Origin of the sequence: Rhizobium album, assembly GCF_003122325.1 — a bacterium.
In the GTDB taxonomy this organism is placed as follows: Bacteria; Pseudomonadota; Alphaproteobacteria; order Rhizobiales; family Rhizobiaceae; genus Metarhizobium; species Metarhizobium album.
This window is the reverse complement of sequence record NZ_QFBC01000002.1, coordinates 625,696-643,323: the sequence shown is the minus strand read 5'-3', so window position 1 is coordinate 643,323 and position 17,628 is coordinate 625,696. Positions and strand designations below refer to the sequence as shown.

Here is a 17,628-nt window from a genome sequence, read left to right as displayed (position 1 = left end):
GTTTCAGCCCGCCGCCGCCCGGTCCGTCCGGCGCGCCGCAAGCGTTACGCGGATGAAGGCGGCGACGAAGAGGGCGGACATCAGGAGCACGATGGTGGGCGCCGGGGCGCTGTCGATGAAGAAGCTCAGGTAGATGCCGAGGATGGACGTCACCGCGGCGATGATCACCGCGACGATCTGCATGCTGCGGAATGTCCGCGTCAGCAGATAGGCGATCGAGCCCGGCGCCACCAGCAAGGCCACCGACAGGATGATGCCCACCGCCTTCAGGGCGCCGACCACCGCCAGCGACAGCACCGCCAAGAGGCCGTAATGCAGCACCCGTACCGGCAGGCCGATGGCGCGGGCATGCTGCGGGTCGAAGGCATGCACCAAGAGGTCCTTGCGCTTGACGATCAGGAAGGCGGTTGCGGCGAGCGCGATCAGGGCCGTTTCGATCAGGTCGGCGGCGGAAATGCCAAGCATGTCGCCGAACAGGATATGGTCGAGGTGCACGTCGCTCTGCACCTTCACATAGAGCACGACACCCAGGCCGAACATGCCGGAGAAGACGATGCCGAGCACCGTATCTTCCTTGATGCGGCTGTTTTCCTTGAGATAACCGGTGGCGATGGCGCATACCATGCCGGCGACGAAGGCGCCGATCGATAACGGAATGGCGAGGATATAGGCGATGACGACGCCGGGCAGCACCGCGTGCGAGACGGCGTCGCCCATCAGCGACCAGCCCTTGAGCACCAGGATACAGGACAGCAGCGCCATCGGCACGGCAATCGCCAGCGTGATGGCGAAGGCATACAGCATGAAAGGCAACTGGAAGGGCAGGATGGCGAGTTCGACGGTTTCGCTCATGCCGTTTCCTCCAGGGCAAGCCGCGCCCGGCGGCGGTTGGCAAGGATGCCGTGTTTCGGCGCGAAGACGAAGGCAAGCAGGAAAAGTGCGGTCTGCATGACGACGATCACCCCGCCGGTCGCTCCGTCGAGGAAGTAGCTGATATAGGCGCCGAGCGCGCTGGTCACCGCGCCGATCAACAGGCTAAGCGCAATGACGCGGCCGAAGCGGTCGCTGAGCAGATAGGCAGTGGCACCGGGCGTGACGACGAGGGCAATGACGAGGAAGGCGCCGACCGTCTGCAGTGCTGCCACGGTCGAGGCGCTGAGCAGGGTGAAGAACAGGATTTTCAGAAAGGTCGGGCGCAGGCCGATGGTGCGGGCATGGCTCTCATCGAAGAAGGTCACCATGAAATCCTTCCATTCCAGCGCCAGTACGGCCAGGCTGACGCCGCCGATGATGGCGAGCTGCAGCGTGTCTTCCGGGGTGATGGCGAGGATATTGCCGAGCACGATGGTCTGGATGTTCACCGAGGTCGGCGACAGCGACACCATGAACAGGCCGAGGCCGAAGAAGGAGGTGAAGATCAGGCCGATGATCGCATCTTCCTTCAGTCGGGTCTTCTGGTTGAGGAAGAGCATGGCGCCGGCCGCAAGGCCGCCGGAAATGAAGGCGCCGAGGGCGAAGGGCAGGCCGAGCATGTAGGCGCCGGCAACGCCGGGCACGATCGAATGCGAAAGCGCGTCGCCGATCAGCGACCAGCCCTTCAGCATCAGGTAGGCCGACAGGAAACCGCAGACGCCGCCGACAAGGGCGCTGACCCAGATGGCGTTGACCATGTAGTCATACGAGAAGGGTTCAAGAAGCGTGTTCATCGCTTTCCTTCTCCTTGCCGCCATTGCCGTAGATGACGAAGGGTCGTTCGTCGTCGCTGATCACCTTGAGGTGGCGCGGATCCTCGTCGTCGTGCAGGTCGGTGCCGCCGAGGATGAAGTGCCGCAGCACGCGGCCGAAGGCGCGTTCGAGGTTGGCTTCGGTAAAGGTCTCGTCAGTCAGGCCGGCGGCGATCACCGTGCCCTTGACGAAGACGGTGCGATCGCAGAATTCCGGCACGCTGCCGAGATTGTGGGTGGATACCAGCATCACCCGTCCTTCGTCGCGCAGCGCCTTCAGGAGGTCGATGATCTGCTCCTCGGTGGTGACGTCGACGCCGGTAAAGGGTTCGTCGAGCAGGATGATCTGGCCTTCCTGCGCCAGGGCGCGTGCGAGGAACACCCGCTTGCGCTGGCCGCCGGAGAGTTCGCCGATCTGCCGCTTGCGAAACTCCTCCATGCCGACGCGTTTCACGGCGTCGGTCACCATGTCGCGGTCGCGCCGGGAGGGGATGCGCAGCCAGTTCATGTGGCCATAGCGGCCCATCATCACCACGTCCTCGACGAGAACCGGGAAATTCCAGTCGACTTCTTCGCTCTGCGGCACATAGGCGACGAGGTTCTGCTTCAGTGCCTCGCGGGCCGGCATGCCGAGAATGGTGACCGTGCCTTCGGCCAGCGGCACGAACCCCATGATCGACTTGAAAAGCGTCGACTTGCCGCTGCCGTTGACGCCGACAAGCGCGGTAATCGTGCCGCGCGGCACCGAAAAGCTCGCCTTGCGCAGGGCGGTATGACCGTTGCGATAGGTGACGGAGACGTTCTGAACTTCCAGGCCCTGGGAACTATTCTTGGATTTGCCCATCCTCATTGCGAAAGACCTTTGACGATAGTGCCTGTCGTGACGCGCAAAAGGTCGAGATAGGTGGGAACGGGGCCGCTTTCGTCGCTCAGCGAGTCGACATAAAGAAGGCCGCCGTAATGCGCGCCGGTCTCGGAGGCCACCTGCCTGGCCGGTTTGTCGGAAACGGTGCTTTCGCTGAAAATCGCCTTGATGTCGTGGGCGCGCATCGCGTCGATGACGGCGCGCACCTGCTGCGGCGTGCCCTGCTGGTCGGCGTTCACCGGCCAGAGAAAAAGCTCCTTCAGGTTGAAATCCCTGGCGAGATAAGAAAAGGCGCCTTCACTGGTTACAAGCCAGCGTTGATCGTCGTGCAGCCTGGCGAGTTCCTGGCGCATCGGTTCGATCTCGGCCCTGATCTTGTCGGAGTAGGCTTTGGCGTTGGCGGCGTAGGTTGCGGCGTTGGCTGGGTCGATCTGCGTCAGGCCCTTGCGGATGTTCTCGACATAGATGAGCGCATTGTCCGGCGACATCCAGGCATGCGGATTGGGCTTGCCCTCGTAGGGGCCGCCGCCGATGCTCAGCGGCTCCACGCCGTCACTGACGACGACGCTCGGGATGTCCCCAAGATTGGCCAGGAACTTTTCGAACCAGCGTTCGAGATTGAGGCCGTTCCAGAGGACGAGATCGGCATCCCGCGCCTTGAGGATATCGCGCGGCGTCGGCTGGTAGTTGTGAATTTCTGCGCCCGGCTTGGTGATGCTTTCAACATCGGCCGCCTCGCCGGCGACGTTGCGGGCCATGTCGGCAATAATCGTAAAGGTCGTAATTACCTTCGGCTTTTCAGCAGCTTGTGCTGCACCGACGAAGGCGGAAATGGTGAAGAAAAGCACTGTAAGGCAACGGATTCGGGAAAACATGGTTCATCCTGTCATTGCGGATGCGAATGATTTGCATTCTGAATATAGGCCGCTTTTTGCTGCTGTCAACGCTATTGCAAATCATTCGCAAGAGCATTGCGGCGGGAGGGTGAAAAGACTGCGGTGATTTTCTTCAGGTTGCCATGAAGAATAAGAGTTTAGCTGTCGTTTTAAGTATTCAGAAACGTCGTTCCACTAACGTCGATCCGGCCGAGAAATAGGTTTGGAGAAGGTCAATGACGGAGCAGTCGGCGTGAAAGCCAAGCTGCGCATCTTCCGGTTACCCCGGAAACTCGTGTTCTTCATGGGTGGCATCCTGCTGCTCGGTGGAGCCACGGGTGCGTTTGCGCTTTATGCCGGCAAGGATGGGTTACTGGGCTTCGGACCTTCGGAGAAGGTTGCCGATCTCGCGTGCACGACCGTCAAGACGTTCAAGATCAAGAAGAAGGACCGTTTCTGGGTCCGCAAATTCATCAAGACCGAACCGGCGGAAGGTCTGGCTCGGGTGATGACCGCCCTGCGGGTCGCCGAAGCCGTCTATACGCAACAGCAGCCGGATCTCGTCCAGGTCGTGGTTCTCGACCAGAACGGGCCGGAAATGCGTGCCGCCATGCGCGGGCGCGCCGTCGGCGCCGATGTGGTCTACGTGCCGCATCCGGAGAAGATCGCCGAGCTGCAGGACACGCCTGTCTATACCGCAAAATATGTCGATGGTGCCGCCACGGCCGACGGCCAGTTCTATGGCGAAAAGATCCAGCTGCCGCTGGAGCATATCGAAAGCCTGGTGAAACTTCTGGGCGAACGGGCCGATTGCCAGGAGCCGGCGGGCGTCGAGGTGAAGGCCGGTGACCACGGCAAGAAGGAAGAAAAGGGCCATGGCGAGGCGACCGAAGGCCATGGCGCCGAGGCCGAGCAGAGGGATAGCAGCGGCCATGGCGAGGAGCCGGCAGCCGACAGCCCCGTAGCCGAGAGCGGCCATGACGCGGCTCCGGAAGGCGAGGCGGGCGCCAGGCAGGACGAGGCGGTGGTCGAAAACAATCATGCTGCGGAGGATGCCGGCGAAGAGGCGCCTGCCGAGGAAGACCAGGCCGCCGCGGGCACGGATGAAAGCGCCGTCACGGCTGCGACCGGAGACCATGCGACGCCGGCCGACAAGGATCACGCCGTGGCCGAAGAGCCGGCAGATGGCAAGGCGCTCTCGGTAGCGGCGCATGCTGCCGTGCCCGGTGCGGAAGAAAACGACGCGGCAAAGGATGCCGTAAAACACGAGGAAAAGCCGGTTAAGGACCAGAGTTCGGCAAAACCGGTCAAGACGCATGGCGAAAAGGCCGAGGCGCATGACGCACCGGCCGAAGAGGAACACGCCGCGGAGCCCTCGAAGAAACATGCGGAGAAGGCGGCGGAACAGCATGGCGCCGTCGCCGAACAAGAGATGCCGGCCGAAAGCGAAGAGCAGGCCTCGGCCCAGAGCGACGAGTTCATCGACGAGCCGTTCATCAACGAAACCAACTGACCAGCTTTTGCGGCGAATGCCCGTGTGCATGAAAAAACCGGAGGCGATGCTGTCGCCTTCGGTTTTCTTTGACTGGTCGTTGCCGATGGAAAGCGGCCGAAGCCGCCAACCTCAATCGTTCTTGCTGCGGCGCGCCGGGAAGAGGATGACGTCGCGGATCGACGGGGAATTGGTGAGCAGCATCACCAGGCGGTCGACACCGATGCCGAGGCCGCCGGCGGGCGGCATGCCCTGGTCCATGGCATCGAGGAATTCGTCGTCGAGCTGCTTTTCCTTTTCGCCGCGGGCATGGGCCTGATCGAGCTGTTCCACCATGCGGCGGCGCTGCTCTTCCGGATCGTTGAGTTCGGAGAAGGCGTTGCCGAGTTCCCAGGTGTTGCAATAGGTCTCGAAACGTTCGACGAGGCGCGGTTCGCCCGGCACTTCCTTGGCGAAGGGCGAGATGTCCTTCGGGAAATGCGTGACATGGCTCGGCTGGATCAGGGTCGGCTCGACCTTTTCTTCGAAGATGAAGGCCAGGCACTCGCCCCAGGTCCAGTCCTTCTCGACCGCAAAGCCGGCGGCCTTGGCGGCAGTGCGGGCTTCTTCGTCGGTCTTGATCGACAGGAAGTCGATGCCGGTCGCTTCCTTGACGGCATCGGGCATCGGCACGCGCTTGAACGGGCCCTTGAAGGAGAGCTGCTTGTCGCCGAAGGCAAATTCGGTCGTGCCGTGGATTTTCACGGCCAGCTCGGCAAACATCCGCTCGACGAGGTCCATGATGTCCTCGTAGTCGGCATAGGCCCAGTAGCACTCCATCATCGTGAATTCCGGGTTATGCCGGGTGGAGACACCTTCGTTGCGGAAGTTGCGGTTGATCTCGAACACCTTGTCGGTGAGGCCGGACACCAGCGTGCGCTTGAGATATAGCTCCGGCGCGATGCGCAGGAACATGTCGAGCTTCAGCGTGTTGTGATGCGTCTTGAACGGCTCGGCGGTGGCGCCGCCATAGACCGAATGCAGCATCGGCGTCTCGATTTCCATGAAGCCGTCGTTTTCCATGAAACGGCGGATGCCGGAGACGATCTGCGAACGCTGCTGGAAACGCAGCTTCGATTCCTCGTTGGTCATGATGTCGAGGTGGCGCTTGCGGTAACGCAGCTCAATGTCGGAGAGGCCATGCCATTTTTCCGGCATAGGCAGCAGCGACTTCGTCAGCATGGTGATCGCCTGGGCATTGATCGTCAGCTCGCCGCGCTTGGTGCGGCGCACGATGCCGGTGACGCCGATGATGTCGCCGATATCGATCATCGGCAGCAGGGCGCGGGCGTCCTCCGGCGTGGTGTCCTTGTGGCTGAAGATCTGGATCTTGCCGCCGGCATCATGGATGTCCATGAACATGCCGGAATTGCGCGAGGAATAGACGCGGCCGGCGACGGTGACGACGTCCTGCGTCTCGGTATCCGGCTCCAGCGCCTCGTATTTTTCGGCCAGCTCGGCATTGGTCAGCGTGCGGTGGAAATGCGCCGGGTAGACGTCGCCGATCTGCTCGCGCAGCAGCTTCAGCTTCTGGGCGCGGACTTCCGTCGCGTCGGAGGAGAGGGCGGGGGCGATCTTGGTTTCGGTCATTCTGCGATCTTTCTGATTACTTTGCGCCGACCATCGACGCGACGACGGTCGCGGCGGTCTTGAGGCGCTGGCGCACGACGGAGCGGCCGAGCAGCGCCATCGAATCGAACAGCGGCAGCGAGCGGGACGAGCCGGAGACGGCGACGAACAGCGGCGGAGTGACGACGCGCAGCTTCTTGCCCAGCCTGTCGGCCACGGCGCGCAGTTCCGCATCGATCGACTCGACGTTCCATTCGAGCATCTTTTCCAGGTCGACCTGCACGGCGTTGAGGATTTCCAGCGTTTCCTCCGGGCTGGTCTTCAGGCCGGCAAACGAGGCCGGCGTCAGGCCGACGTCGCTGGACAGCAGGAAGCCGGCAAGGCCCGGCAGTTCGCCGAGCTTGGAGACGCGGCTTTGCGACAGCTTCAGGCCTTCGGTCAGCCGGCTGTTCTCCGACGCCCAGGCAAGCGTGCGGGCGATGAAATCCTCCTGCGAAAGCTGCTCGCGGATCCAGCGGCCGTTCAGCCAGTCGAGCTTCTGGATGTCGAAGATCGCGCCGGCCTTGGACAAGTTGTCCGGATCGAACTTTTCGGCGAGCTGATCCATGGTCAGCAGTTCCTCGCCCTCGGCGATCTGGATGAAGAACAGGCCGAGGAAGTTCATCAGCGCTTCCGGCAGGTAGCCGAGCGCCGAATAATAGGAGATCGAGGTCGGGTTCTTGCGTTTCGACAGTTTCGACTTGTCGGCATTGCGCATCAGCGACAGGTGCATGAACACCGGCGCATCCCAGCCGAAATAACGGTAGAGCAGGATGTGCTTCGGCACCGAAGCCAGCCATTCCTCGCCGCGGGCGACATGGGTGATCTTCATCAGATGGTCGTCGATGACGTTGGCCATGTGATAGGTCGGCATGCCATCGGCCTTGATCAGCACCTGCATATCGACCGAATCCCACGGGATCGACACGTCGCCGTAGACGCCGTCGTTGAAGTCGCACGAGCCTTCGGCCGGGATCTTCATGCGGATCACCGAGGCCTCGCCGGACGCGACGCGGGCGGTCACTTCCTCGGCCTTGATGTTGAGGCAGAGACCATCATACTTCGGCGGCTTGCCGGCGGCGCGCTGTGCCTCGCGCATCTGCTCCAGCCGCTCGGGCGTGCAGAAACAGCGGAAGGCATGGCCCTTGTTGAGCAATTCCTGGCCGTAGGGCGTGTACATCGCCTTGCGGTCGCTCTGGCGGTAGGGGCCATGCGGGCCGCCGATATCGGGACCCTCCGACCATTCCAGGCCGCACCATTTCAGCGCATCCAGCACCTTCTGCTCGAATTCGGGGGTCGAGCGGGTGGCATCGGTATCCTCGATGCGCAGGATGAAGGTGCCGCCGTGTTTTTTCGCAAACAGGTAGTTGAACAGCGCGATATAGGCGGTGCCGACATGCGGCTCACCGGTCGGGGAAGGGGCAATGCGTACGCGGACGCCGGAAGTGGTCATAATCGTTGCCTGTGGTGACATGCGGGGGCGCGCACCCGGACGGCAGCGCGCGAAATCGGCCTGCCGGAGGTATGCGGGTTTCATGGCCGGATGATGACGCGGAAAGAAGGCAGAGGCGCCGTTTTCCGGGGCGTTATCCGTTCGCTGGCCTTAGGCCACAATCGCCGGGGAACGTCAAGGAAAACCGCACGTCAGCGAAGCGGCCAGACGAACAGAAGCACCGGAATGCTGACGATGATGATGAGAATCGACAAAGGCAGACCCAGGCGGGGATAATCCGAAAAGCGGTAGCCGCCAGGCCCCATGACCAGCGTGTTGCATTGATGGCCGATGGGCGTGAGGAAATCGCTGCCGGCGCCGATCGCCACCGCCATCAGAAAGGCCTCCGGGCGGTAGCCGAGCGTCGTCGCGAAACTGGCGGCGATCGGTCCCATCACCAGAACGGTGGCGGCGTTGTTGAGGAACGGCGTGATTGCCATGGCGGTGATCAGGATCAATGCCAGGGCGCCGTAGGGTGGCATGTGGGCGGCCGCCTGGCCGAGCCAGGCCGCAATCAGCTCGCTTCCCCCGGTCGTTCTCAGGGAATCGCTGACCGGGATCAGCGCCGCCAGCATCACCAGGATCGGCCCGTCGACGGATTTGTAGACATCCGTCAGCGGCACGGCGTTGAAGGCGACCATGGCAAGGGCAGCGGCGAAGAAGGCGACGGAAACCGGCGCGATGCCGACAGCGGTCGCCGTCATCGCGGCGATCAGGATCGCCAGCGGGATGAAGGCGCGACGCCGCGTGCCGAGCAGCATTTCCCGCTGCGCCAGCGGCAGCAGGCTGAACTCCTGCAGGAAGGCCGGCAGGTTCGTGCGGCTGCCTTGCAGCACGATGACGTCGCCGCCGCGTAGCGTCAGTTCCGACAGTCGTTCACGGATACGCTGGCCCTGGCGGCTGACGGCAATCAGGTTGACGCCGTGGTTGTACGACAGGGCAAGCTCTCGTGCCGACAGGCCGACAAGGCTCGATTGCTGGCTGATGACCACCTCGATGGCCATGACATCGCCCTCGGGCTGGTCGCCGGTCTTCAGCGGCGAACCGGAAAGCTTGAGCTTGCCATTGGAAACGATGCGATCGAGGCCGCCGGGGCTGCCGGCCAGCAGAAGCGTATCACCCGCCTTGAGGCTGAGATCGGGGAAGGGCGGCATGCGGGTGTGGCCGCGCAGCACTGTGGTCGCCACCACTTCACCGTCGCCTAAGCGCAGCAGGTCGCTCAACGGTTTTCCGATGGCGGCGGAGGTGTCGGTCAACGTCGCTTCGGAGGCGTAGTCGGTGATTTCCACGGCTTCGTGCAGGGCGGCGTTCTGCTTGTTGCGCTCCGGCACCAGCCTGTTGAAGACGATCAGGAAGACGACGCCGACCAGTGCCAGCGTGGCGCCGACCGGGGTGAAATCGAACATGGTGAAGCGCTCGCCGGTCAGTTCGGCGCGGATTTCCGAAACCACGATGTTCGGCGAGGTGCCGATCTGCGTCATCAGGCCGCCGAGCAGGGCCGCGAAAGCCATCGGCATGAGGTAACGCGAAGGCGAGGCATTGGATTTGCGGGCAAACTGCAGCGCGACCGGCATCATGATCGCCAATGCGCCGATGTTCTTGATGAAGGCCGAAAGCACGGCAACGGCGACGAGCAGCAGTGCAAGTTGGGTTCGCACCGATGTCAGGTTCGGAAAGAAACGCTTGATCGCCACGTCGACGATCCCCGAGCGGGCGACGCCGGCGCTGACCACGAGCGCGCTGCCGACGATGATGACGATGTCGTTGCTGAAACCGGAAAATGCGTCTGCTGCCGGCACGATCCCGACTGCGACTGCGACGATCAGCGCGACGCAGGCGACGATGTCATAACGGAAGCGGTCGAGAATGAACGCCACCATCATGGCGGCGATAACGGCGAAGGCAAGGATCTGGTCGGTCGACATCTGGCAGCGGGTGTCCTTGTCGGCGGTTGCCACGCGGGGGACCGCGCGGGCGGAGTGGCGAGTCAACACCGGCAAAATCGGAAAGTTCCTGGCGTGAAAAGATAAAGAAGCGGCGATTTCTTCAGTTTTCCGGGAACCTGTCGATCATTCTGGCGTTTGGTGGGCAGGGATGGCGGACTGTGCCAACCGGACATGATGGAGAAGGAGAACACGGAAATTTTTCCGGTTTCTCTCCGTGGCCAACGAAATGGCAGGCGAGCTTCTAACCCATCCGGTCCCCATCCTCGTTCCCTGCCCCATGAACAAAGGCCCGCATCGACGATGCGGGCCTTCCTTCGTTGTCGGATGTCGGGCACATCAATGCATGGTGCCGCCTGGCGCATTTCGCTTGCGCCGGTTGCGGGCCACCATGTTGAGCGCCTCGACGAGGCCGGAGAACGCCATGGCGGCATAGACGTAGCCCTTCGGCACGTGGAAGCCCATGCCTTCGGCGATCAGCGTCGTGCCGATCATCAGCAGGAAGGCGAGCGCCAGCATGACGATGGTCGGGTTCTTCTCGATGAAATTGGCCAGCGGCGTCGCCGCGAGCAGCATGACGGCAACGGCGACGACGACGGCGACGACCATGACCGGCAAGTGCGGCGTCATGCCGACGGCGGTGATGATGCTGTCGACGGAGAAGACCAGGTCGAGCAGCAGGATCTGGCCGATCGCCGCGCCGAAGCTGGTGGCGACGGTGCCGCCCACCATGTCTTCCTTATGGTCGACGGGATCGACATTGTGATGGATTTCCTTGGTTGCCTTCCAGACCAGGAAGAGGCCGCCGGCGATGAGGATCATGTCCTTCCAGGAGTAGCCGTGGTCGAAGAGCTCGAAGACCGGCTGGGTGAGCTGAACGATCCAGGCGACCGTGCCGAGCAGGCCAAGGCGCATGACCAGCGCCAGGCCGATACCGATGCGCCTTGCCTTTTCGCGCATTTCCTGCGGCAGCTTGTTGGTAAGGATGGAAATGAAGATCAGGTTGTCGATCCCAAGCACGACCTCCATGACCACCAGCGTGATCAAGGCGACCCATACGGCGGGATCCGCAGCCAACAGAGCAATGTCCTGCATCCAGTTCTCATCCTTTCAAGAGGGAATACCATGCGGATAGCACACGCGCATGTAAGGATAAAGACTGCAGAGGCAAGCGGGGGCGATCTGGATGGCGGCTATTTGCGGTAAATCGCTGCCGTGTTACTTGGGCGGTTCTCCGCGGTAGGCTGACATGAAGACATGGACGGCGCTTTTGATCACACGTTGTATTTCTTCGAGCGGCGGCATTTCCTTCATGTCGCCGAACAGGCGCAGCTTGAAATAGGTGCCGCTCGACAGCTCGATGAACTGTCGCGCCGCAAGATCGGTATCGTCGATGATCAGCGTGCCGGCGGCAACCTGGCGGTCGAGATATTCCTGCAGCACGGCCCGGACATTGGAGGGCGAGGAAAAGAAACGATGCGCCAGCCCCGGCATGCGGTCGATGACGCCGAGCACGCTGCGCATGGAACAGATGACGTCGCCGCTGGTTAGGTGCCGGCAAAAGGTCGTGCCGAAGTGGAGAAGCGCATCCTCGACACCGTCGCGCTCGGTCAGCGCGTTGCGGATCGAGGCGACGAAACGGCCACGCTCTCGCTCGATCAAAGCGGCGAACAGGTCTTCCTTGTTCTGGAAGTAGACGTAGAGCGTCCCCTTCGAGACGCCGGCTTCGCGGGCGACATCGCTCATGCTCGCCGCATCGAAGTTGGTGCCCATGAAGATCGTCTTGGCGCCGTCGAGGATCTGCTCGCGCTTGACCGGATCTTCGCCCGCCACGCGCCGGCCGCCCACGGGTGTCGGCGTTTCCATTTCTGCAACGGTTGCAGCGTTATGTTGTGCCTTGGTCGACATTGGCAACCTGCTTGTTAACCTCGATCGAACCAGTCGGTTCGATTTACCCTTGATATGCACGCAAAAACGCTCTATGTCAAATCGAACTGAACCGTTCGGTTCGATTTCATCCGCTTTATGAACTGGTGTGAATATGTCAGGCTCGCAAAAATCCAGTGTCGCCCGCGTGGTCGATGTTTCCGAAAATGCCGAGGAAACCTCGGCCCATGGGGCTGCCGTAACCGAGCAGCGAGACACGTCCGCGGAGGCCAAGGTCGAGCAGGCGCCGGTCGCGATCGCGCCGCCGCCGCAGAAGAAAAAGCGCAGTTTCCTGCTGCCCGTCCTCGTGCTCGCCGCCCTTGGCGCTGCCGGCTGGTACGGCTACAACTGGTGGATCGACGGTCGCTTCATGGTGTCCACCGACGACGCCTATATCGAAGGCGATATCGCGATGATTTCGCCGAAGGTTTCCGGTTATGTCGAGAGCGTGCAGGTCGTCGCCAACCAGGCGGTGAAGGCCGGCGATCCGCTGGTGACGCTCGATACCGGCGACTATACGATCGCCGTCGAGCAGGCCAAGGCCCAGATCGTCACCGAGCAGCTGTCGCTGCAGCGCATCGACGCCCAGATCGTTGGCGCCGAGGCGGCCCAGAAGCAGGCCGAAGCCCAGCTTGGCGCGCTGCAGGCGGCCCTGCGCGGCGCCGAGATCAACCAGAAACGCGCCAGCGACCTGCAGCAGAAGGACGTCGGCACGGTCGCGTCGCTGGACAATGCCCAGGTGGCGCTCGACCAGGCGAAGGCCAACCTCGCCGCCGGCGATGCCGCCGTCGCTTCCGCCAAGGCAAACATCATCCTCTTGCAGGCGCAGCGCAAGGAAGCCGAAAGCACGATCCGCTCCTCGGAACTGACCCGCGACAAGGCCGAGCGCGATCTCAGCTTCACGACGCTTCGTGCCCCTTATGACGGCATCATCGGCAACGTCTCGGTGCAGACCGGCGACCTCGTATCGCCCGGCCAGCGGCTTGCGGCGCTCGTGCCGGTGAAGGAACTCTATATCGAGGCGAACTTCAAGGAAACGCAGATCGGCCACCTGAAGACCGGTGAAAAGGTCCGCGTCCATGTCGACGCCTTCGATGACGAAGCGATCGAAGGCGTCGTGCAGTCGATCGCTCCGGCTTCCGGCTCCGTCTTCTCGATGCTGCCGCCGGAAAACGCCACAGGCAACTTCACCAAGGTCATCCAGCGGGTGCCGGTCCGTATCGCCCTGCCGAAGGACGTGCTGGACAGCGGCCGCCTGCGGGCCGGCCTGAGTGTGGTCGTTGACGTCGACACGCGCACCGCTCCGGGCGCTGCCGTCGCCGAGGCGAAGTAACCACGGGATACGAGGCGCACGGCCATGGCCACGGCAACGGTGAATGCGGCAACGGCGCCCCGGGCGCCGGCACAGGATAGTATGGACCCGAAACGGCTGATCGCGTTCTTCGCGATGGTCTTCGGCATGTTCATGTCGATCCTCGACATCCAGATCGTCTCGGCCTCGCTTGCCGAAATCCAGGCCGGCCTCAGCGCCGGTTCGGACGAGGTGGCGTGGGTGCAGACGGCCTATCTGATCGCCGAAGTGGTGATGATCCCGCTGTCGGGCACGCTGGCGCGCATCGTTTCCACCCGCGTGCTGTTCTCGGTTTCGGCGGCCGGCTTCACCCTCGCCAGCGCGCTGGCGGCGACGGCGACGAACATCGACCAGATGATCATCTACCGCGCGCTGCAGGGTTTTATCGGCGGCGGCATGATCCCTTCCGTGTTCGCGGCAGCCTTCACCATCTTCCCGCCGTCGAAGCGCAGCATCGTTTCGCCGATCATCGGCCTCGTCGCCACGCTGGCGCCGACCATCGGCCCGACGGTCGGCGGCTATCTCAGCCATGCCTTCTCCTGGCACTGGCTGTTCCTCATCAACGTCATTCCCGGCATCATCGTCACCCTCGTCACCTGGAATTTCATCGATTTCGACAAGCCGGAACTCAGCCTGTTCAAGAAATTCGACTGGTGGGGGCTGCTCTCCATGGCCGTCTTCCTCGGAGCGCTGGAATATGTGCTCGAAGAGGGCAATGCCAACGACTGGTTCAGCGACGAGGCGATCTGTTACGGCGCCCTCGCCAGCGCCATCGGTGCCGTCGTGTTCTTCTACCGGGCCTTCAAGGTGGAATTCCCGGTGGTGGATCTGCGCGCCTTCTCCGACCGCAATTTCGCCTTCGGCTCGCTGTTCTCCTTCGTGATGGGCATCGGGCTCTACGGCCTGACCTATCTCTACCCGCTCTATCTCGGCCGTATCCGCGGCTATGACAGTCTGATGATCGGCGAGACGATGTTCGTTTCGGGCCTGGCGATGTTCTGCACCGCGCCGATCGCCGGCAAGCTGTCGACCAAGCTCGATCCGCGGGTAATGATGATGATCGGTTTCGGCAGCTTTGCCGCCGGCACCTGGATCATGAGTTCGATGACGGCGGACTGGGATTTCTACGAATTGCTGATTCCGCAGATCCTGCGCGGCTGCGGGCTGATGCTCTGCATGGTGCCGATCAACAACGTTGCGCTCGGCACGCTGCCGCCGGCCAAGATCCGCGGCGCGTCCGGCCTTTTCAACCTGACCCGCAACCTCGGCGGCGCCGTCGGCCTCGCTGCCATCAATACCCTGCTCACACAGCGCGAGCAGGAACATTATGCCCGCCTGTCGGAACATGTCCAATGGGGCAATCCCGAAGCGATGGACAAGCTGAACGCCATCACGTCGAACTATCAGACCTATGGACTGGACGGGACCGCCATCGCCATCAAGAAACTGGCCGGCATGGTGTCGCAGCAGGCGGCGATCATGTCCTTCATCGACATTTTCCTGATTTTGACGGCGCTGTTCACCAGCCTGATCTTCTTCGCCATGCTGATCAAGAAACCCCAGTCCGGGGTCGGCGGAGGTGGCGGCGGGCATTGACCGCCCGCCTGCCTTTCTTATGCCTGCGACCGGTTGCGAATTTCTGATTTACGTACATCAAAAACTCGGCTAACACTCCGATCAGGAGGAGTGATGAGACCGACCGTGCATGACATTGCCGCGAGCGCGGGCGTCAGCCTTGCGACCGTCGACCGGGTTCTGAACCGCCGGCCGGGCGTGCGGGCGGCGACGCGTGCCAAGGTGGAGGCGGCGATCGACCGGCTCGGTTATGTCCGCGATGTCGCGGCTGCCAATCTCGCCAAGGGGCGTGTCTATCCGCTCGTCTTCATTCTCCCAGATAGCAACAATTCCTTCATGCACGGATTGCATGCGGAGGTTCGCGAAGCCATCGCGCGTGCCGCTGCAGAACGCACCGATATCCGGGTGATCGAAATTCCGGCCTTCGATCCTGCTGCACTGGTCGTGGCGCTGGATGCGGCGCGGGCGGAAAGGCCCGCCGGCGTGGCGTTGGTGGCGATCGACGCCGACGAGGTTCGCGATGCCGTGGCGCGGCTGGCGGAAAAAGGCGTTCCCGTTGTCACGCTGGTCTCCGACCTGCCGGGATCGCGCCGCGACCACTATGCCGGGGTCGACAATATTGCCGCCGGGCGCACGGCCGCCAGCCTGCTCGGCCGGTTCCTGGGTGGCAGGGCAGGGCCGGTCGCCGTGCTGGCCGGATCGATGCTGGTGCGCGACCATCGCGAGCGGCTCGAAGGGTTTGCCGCCGTGCTGCAGGCGGAGTTTCCCGACATCACCATCCTGCCGGTGCTCGAGGGCCGCGACGAGCCGCAACGCGCCGAGACGCTGGTTGCCGCAACGCTGGCGGCGCATGCCGATCTGCTCGGCCTCTACAGCCTCGGCGCCGGCAATCGCGGCCTCATCGCTGCGCTGAAAGCGCAGGGCGGCGAGCGGTCGCTGACGGTGATCGCCCATGAGTTGACGGTTCACACGCGGGCGGCGCTGCAGGACGGCATTATCGACGCCGTGCTCAACCAGGATGCCGGTCATGAGGTGCGCAGCGCCATCCGCATCTTGAAAGCGAAGGCCGATGGCCTTGCGGTGGTCGAGGCGCAGGAGCGCATTCGTATCGACATATTCTTGCGAGACAACCTGCCATGACAAAAAGGCAGGCAGAGGAGAAACATCATGTATCTAGGGCTTGATCTCGGCACATCCGGTGTCAAGGCAATGCTGATCGACGGCGACCAGCGCGTCATCGGTTCGGCCAACGGCGCGCTCGAAGTGTCGCGGCCGCATCACGGCTGGTCGGAACAGGCGCCGGCCGACTGGATCCGCGCCACGGAAGAGGCGATCGGCGGTCTCAAGGCGTTGCATCCGGCCGAACTTGCGGCGGTGCGCGGCATCGGCCTGTCCGGCCAGATGCACGGCGCGACGCTGGTGGATGCGGACGACAAGGTTCTCCGCCCCTGCATCCTCTGGAACGACACCCGCAGCCATGTCGAGGCGGCGGCACTCGATGCCGACCCGCGGTTCCGGGCGGTGACGGGCAATATCGTCTTCCCCGGTTTCACCGCGCCAAAACTCGCCTGGGTCGCCAGGCATGAGCCGGATATCTTTGCCAAAATCGCCAAGGTGTTGCTGCCGAAGGACTTTTTGCGCCTCTGGCTGACCGGGGAGCACATTTCGGAAATGTCCGACGCCGCCGGCACCTCCTGGCTCGACACCGGCAAACGCGCCTGGGCGGCAGAGCTTCTGGCGGCAACCGGCCTCGACGAGCGGCAGATGCCGACGCTGGTCGAAGGCACCGATCCCGCCGGTACCCTGCGCAGCGAACTGGCCGGCAAGTGGGGCATGGGCGACGCCGTTGTCGTGGCGGGCGGAGCGGGCGACAATGCCGCCTCGGCCTGCGGCATGGGCACGGTGTCGGAAGGTGCTGCCTTCGTCTCGCTCGGCACCTCGGGCGTGCTGTTTGCCGCCAACGGTTCCTATCTGCCGAAGCCGGAAAGTGCCGTGCACGCCTTCTGCCACGCGCTGCCCAATACGTGGCATCAGATGGGCGTGATCCTCTCGGCCACCGATGCGCTCAACTGGCATTCGCATGTCACCAGCAAATCCGCGGCCGAATTGACGACCGAGCTGGGCGAGGCATTGCGGGCGCCGAGCGGCGTCACCTTCCTGCCCTATCTCTCCGGCGAACGTACGCCGTATAACGATGCCGCCATCCGCGGCGCCTTCATCGGCCTCGGCCACGACACCGGCCGGGTGGCGTTGACGCAGGCGGTGCTGGAGGGCGTCAGCTTCGCCATCCGCGACAGTTTCGAGGCGCTTCGGTCGGCCGGCACGACGATTTCCCGCGTCACGGCGATCGGCGGCGGCTCGCGCTCGCGTTACTGGCTGGCCTCGATCGCCACGGCGCTCGGCGTGCCCGTCGATATTCCCGCCGACGGCGATTTCGGGGCGGCCTTCGGCGCCGCCCGCCTCGGCCTGATCGCGGCGACGGGTGCCGATCCGGTGGCCGTCTGCTCGGCGCCGGAGACGGCCGAGACGATCGATCCGGTCGCGGAATTTTCGAGCGCCTATGCCGACGCCTATGGCCGCTACCGGGCGCTGTATCCGGCGATCAGGCCGCTTTCGGCGCTTTAGCGGCTTGCGGTTTTGCCCCTCGCCCTCTCCCTGCTTTCGGGGAGACGTTGCCGGCAGGCGGATGGGGGGCCTCGTGCCAACACTCAAGACAAGAAACCATCCAAGGAGACCCA

14 protein-coding genes are annotated in these 17,628 nt (G+C 63.2%); 5 read left to right on the top strand and 9 right to left on the bottom strand.

Going from position 1 to position 17,628, the window contains the following annotated elements; genetic code table 11:
• Positions 1-3 precede the first annotated feature (3 nt).
• The 4 genes from DEM27_RS07285 to DEM27_RS07270 are packed head-to-tail and all read right to left on the bottom strand — an operon-like array spanning position 4 to position 3,464.
• On the bottom strand, positions 4-852 hold the full coding sequence (locus tag DEM27_RS07285) for a metal ABC transporter permease (RefSeq protein ID WP_109457530.1): 849 nt from the start codon (positions 850-852) through the stop codon (positions 4-6).
• Entirely contained in the window at positions 849-1,706 is an 858-nt protein-coding gene (locus DEM27_RS07280) for a metal ABC transporter permease (RefSeq protein ID WP_109457529.1), read from the bottom strand. Before DEM27_RS07280 ends, DEM27_RS07285 begins: the two co-directional genes overlap by 4 nt.
• A complete protein-coding gene (locus tag DEM27_RS07275) occupies positions 1,690-2,574 on the bottom strand; it encodes a manganese/iron ABC transporter ATP-binding protein (protein WP_165823360.1) in 885 nt (294 codons plus the stop codon). Before DEM27_RS07275 ends, DEM27_RS07280 begins: the two co-directional genes overlap by 17 nt.
• Positions 2,571-3,464 carry a metal ABC transporter substrate-binding protein gene (locus DEM27_RS07270; RefSeq protein ID WP_109457527.1) on the bottom strand — a complete coding sequence of 298 codons (894 nt, stop codon included), beginning with the start codon at positions 3,462-3,464 and terminating at the stop codon, positions 2,571-2,573. Before DEM27_RS07270 ends, DEM27_RS07275 begins: the two co-directional genes overlap by 4 nt.
• A 253-nt stretch (positions 3,465-3,717) precedes the next feature.
• Here DEM27_RS07270 and DEM27_RS07265 point away from each other — a divergent pair, with 253 nt between their 5' ends.
• On the top strand, positions 3,718-4,977 hold the full coding sequence (locus tag DEM27_RS07265; RefSeq protein WP_128755460.1) for a prolipoprotein diacylglyceryl transferase: 1,260 nt from the start codon (positions 3,718-3,720) through the stop codon (positions 4,975-4,977).
• A gap of 111 nt (positions 4,978-5,088) precedes the next feature.
• Here the strand turns inward: DEM27_RS07265 and lysS are convergent, their stop codons facing one another.
• From lysS to DEM27_RS07240, 5 genes are all read right to left on the bottom strand, one after another.
• Positions 5,089-6,585: a lysine--tRNA ligase gene (gene lysS, locus DEM27_RS07260; RefSeq protein WP_109457525.1), complete on the bottom strand. Its 1,497-nt coding sequence runs from the start codon at positions 6,583-6,585 to the stop codon at positions 5,089-5,091.
• Positions 6,586-6,601: 16 nt separating this feature from the next.
• Positions 6,602-8,056, bottom strand: a complete 1,455-nt coding sequence (gene gltX / locus DEM27_RS07255) for a glutamate--tRNA ligase (RefSeq protein ID WP_109457524.1) — start codon at positions 8,054-8,056, stop codon at positions 6,602-6,604.
• A gap of 191 nt (positions 8,057-8,247) precedes the next feature.
• Entirely contained in the window at positions 8,248-10,020 is a 1,773-nt protein-coding gene (locus DEM27_RS07250; protein ID WP_109457523.1) for an SLC13 family permease, read from the bottom strand.
• A gap of 357 nt (positions 10,021-10,377) precedes the next feature.
• Positions 10,378-11,133 (bottom strand): TerC family protein, encoded by a 756-nt coding sequence (locus DEM27_RS07245; RefSeq protein WP_109457522.1) that lies wholly within the window; start codon positions 11,131-11,133, stop codon positions 10,378-10,380.
• Between the two features lie 123 nt (positions 11,134-11,256).
• Complete coding sequence (locus DEM27_RS07240) at positions 11,257-11,946, bottom strand: TetR/AcrR family transcriptional regulator (protein ID WP_420028802.1); 690 nt, start codon at positions 11,944-11,946, stop codon at positions 11,257-11,259.
• A 133-nt stretch (positions 11,947-12,079) separates the two neighbouring features.
• On the opposite strand from DEM27_RS07240, the gene DEM27_RS07235 reads away from it, so the two are divergent.
• The 4 genes from DEM27_RS07235 to xylB all read left to right on the top strand — a co-directional run bounded on the left by DEM27_RS07235 (position 12,080) and on the right by xylB (position 17,515).
• Positions 12,080-13,297, top strand: a complete 1,218-nt coding sequence (locus DEM27_RS07235; RefSeq protein WP_109457520.1) for an HlyD family secretion protein — start codon at positions 12,080-12,082, stop codon at positions 13,295-13,297.
• 24 nt (positions 13,298-13,321) lie between these two features.
• Complete coding sequence (locus DEM27_RS07230) at positions 13,322-14,911, top strand: DHA2 family efflux MFS transporter permease subunit (RefSeq protein ID WP_109457519.1); 1,590 nt, start codon at positions 13,322-13,324, stop codon at positions 14,909-14,911.
• A 93-nt stretch (positions 14,912-15,004) separates the two neighbouring features.
• Positions 15,005-16,030 (top strand): LacI family DNA-binding transcriptional regulator, encoded by a 1,026-nt coding sequence (locus DEM27_RS07225; RefSeq protein WP_109457518.1) that lies wholly within the window; start codon positions 15,005-15,007, stop codon positions 16,028-16,030.
• 27 nt (positions 16,031-16,057) lie between these two features.
• Positions 16,058-17,515: a xylulokinase gene (xylB, locus tag DEM27_RS07220; protein ID WP_109457517.1), complete on the top strand. Its 1,458-nt coding sequence runs from the start codon at positions 16,058-16,060 to the stop codon at positions 17,513-17,515.
• Positions 17,516-17,628 lie beyond the last annotated feature (113 nt).

Excerpts from the sequence above, each read along its gene's own strand:
- DEM27_RS07285 (WP_109457530.1), bottom strand. The coding sequence starts at position 852 with ATGAGCGAAACCGTCGAACTCGCCATCCTGCCCTTCCAGTTGCCTTTC.
- DEM27_RS07280 (WP_109457529.1), bottom strand. The coding sequence starts at position 1,706 with ATGAACACGCTTCTTGAACCCTTCTCGTATGACTACATGGTCAACGCC.
- DEM27_RS07275 (WP_165823360.1), bottom strand. The coding sequence starts at position 2,574 with ATGAGGATGGGCAAATCCAAGAATAGTTCCCAGGGCCTGGAAGTTCAG.
- DEM27_RS07270 (WP_109457527.1), bottom strand. The coding sequence starts at position 3,464 with ATGTTTTCCCGAATCCGTTGCCTTACAGTGCTTTTCTTCACCATTTCC.
- lysS (WP_109457525.1), bottom strand. The coding sequence starts at position 6,585 with ATGACCGAAACCAAGATCGCCCCCGCCCTCTCCTCCGACGCGACGGAA.
- gltX (WP_109457524.1), bottom strand. The coding sequence starts at position 8,056 with ATGACCACTTCCGGCGTCCGCGTACGCATTGCCCCTTCCCCGACCGGT.
- DEM27_RS07250 (WP_109457523.1), bottom strand. The coding sequence starts at position 10,020 with ATGTCGACCGACCAGATCCTTGCCTTCGCCGTTATCGCCGCCATGATG.
- DEM27_RS07245 (WP_109457522.1), bottom strand. The coding sequence starts at position 11,133 with ATGCAGGACATTGCTCTGTTGGCTGCGGATCCCGCCGTATGGGTCGCC.
- DEM27_RS07240 (WP_420028802.1), bottom strand. The coding sequence starts at position 11,946 with ATGTCGACCAAGGCACAACATAACGCTGCAACCGTTGCAGAAATGGAA.
- DEM27_RS07235 (WP_109457520.1), top strand. The coding sequence starts at position 12,080 with ATGTCAGGCTCGCAAAAATCCAGTGTCGCCCGCGTGGTCGATGTTTCC.
- DEM27_RS07230 (WP_109457519.1), top strand. The coding sequence starts at position 13,322 with ATGGCCACGGCAACGGTGAATGCGGCAACGGCGCCCCGGGCGCCGGCA.
- DEM27_RS07225 (WP_109457518.1), top strand. The coding sequence starts at position 15,005 with ATGAGACCGACCGTGCATGACATTGCCGCGAGCGCGGGCGTCAGCCTT.
- xylB (WP_109457517.1), top strand. The coding sequence starts at position 16,058 with ATGTATCTAGGGCTTGATCTCGGCACATCCGGTGTCAAGGCAATGCTG.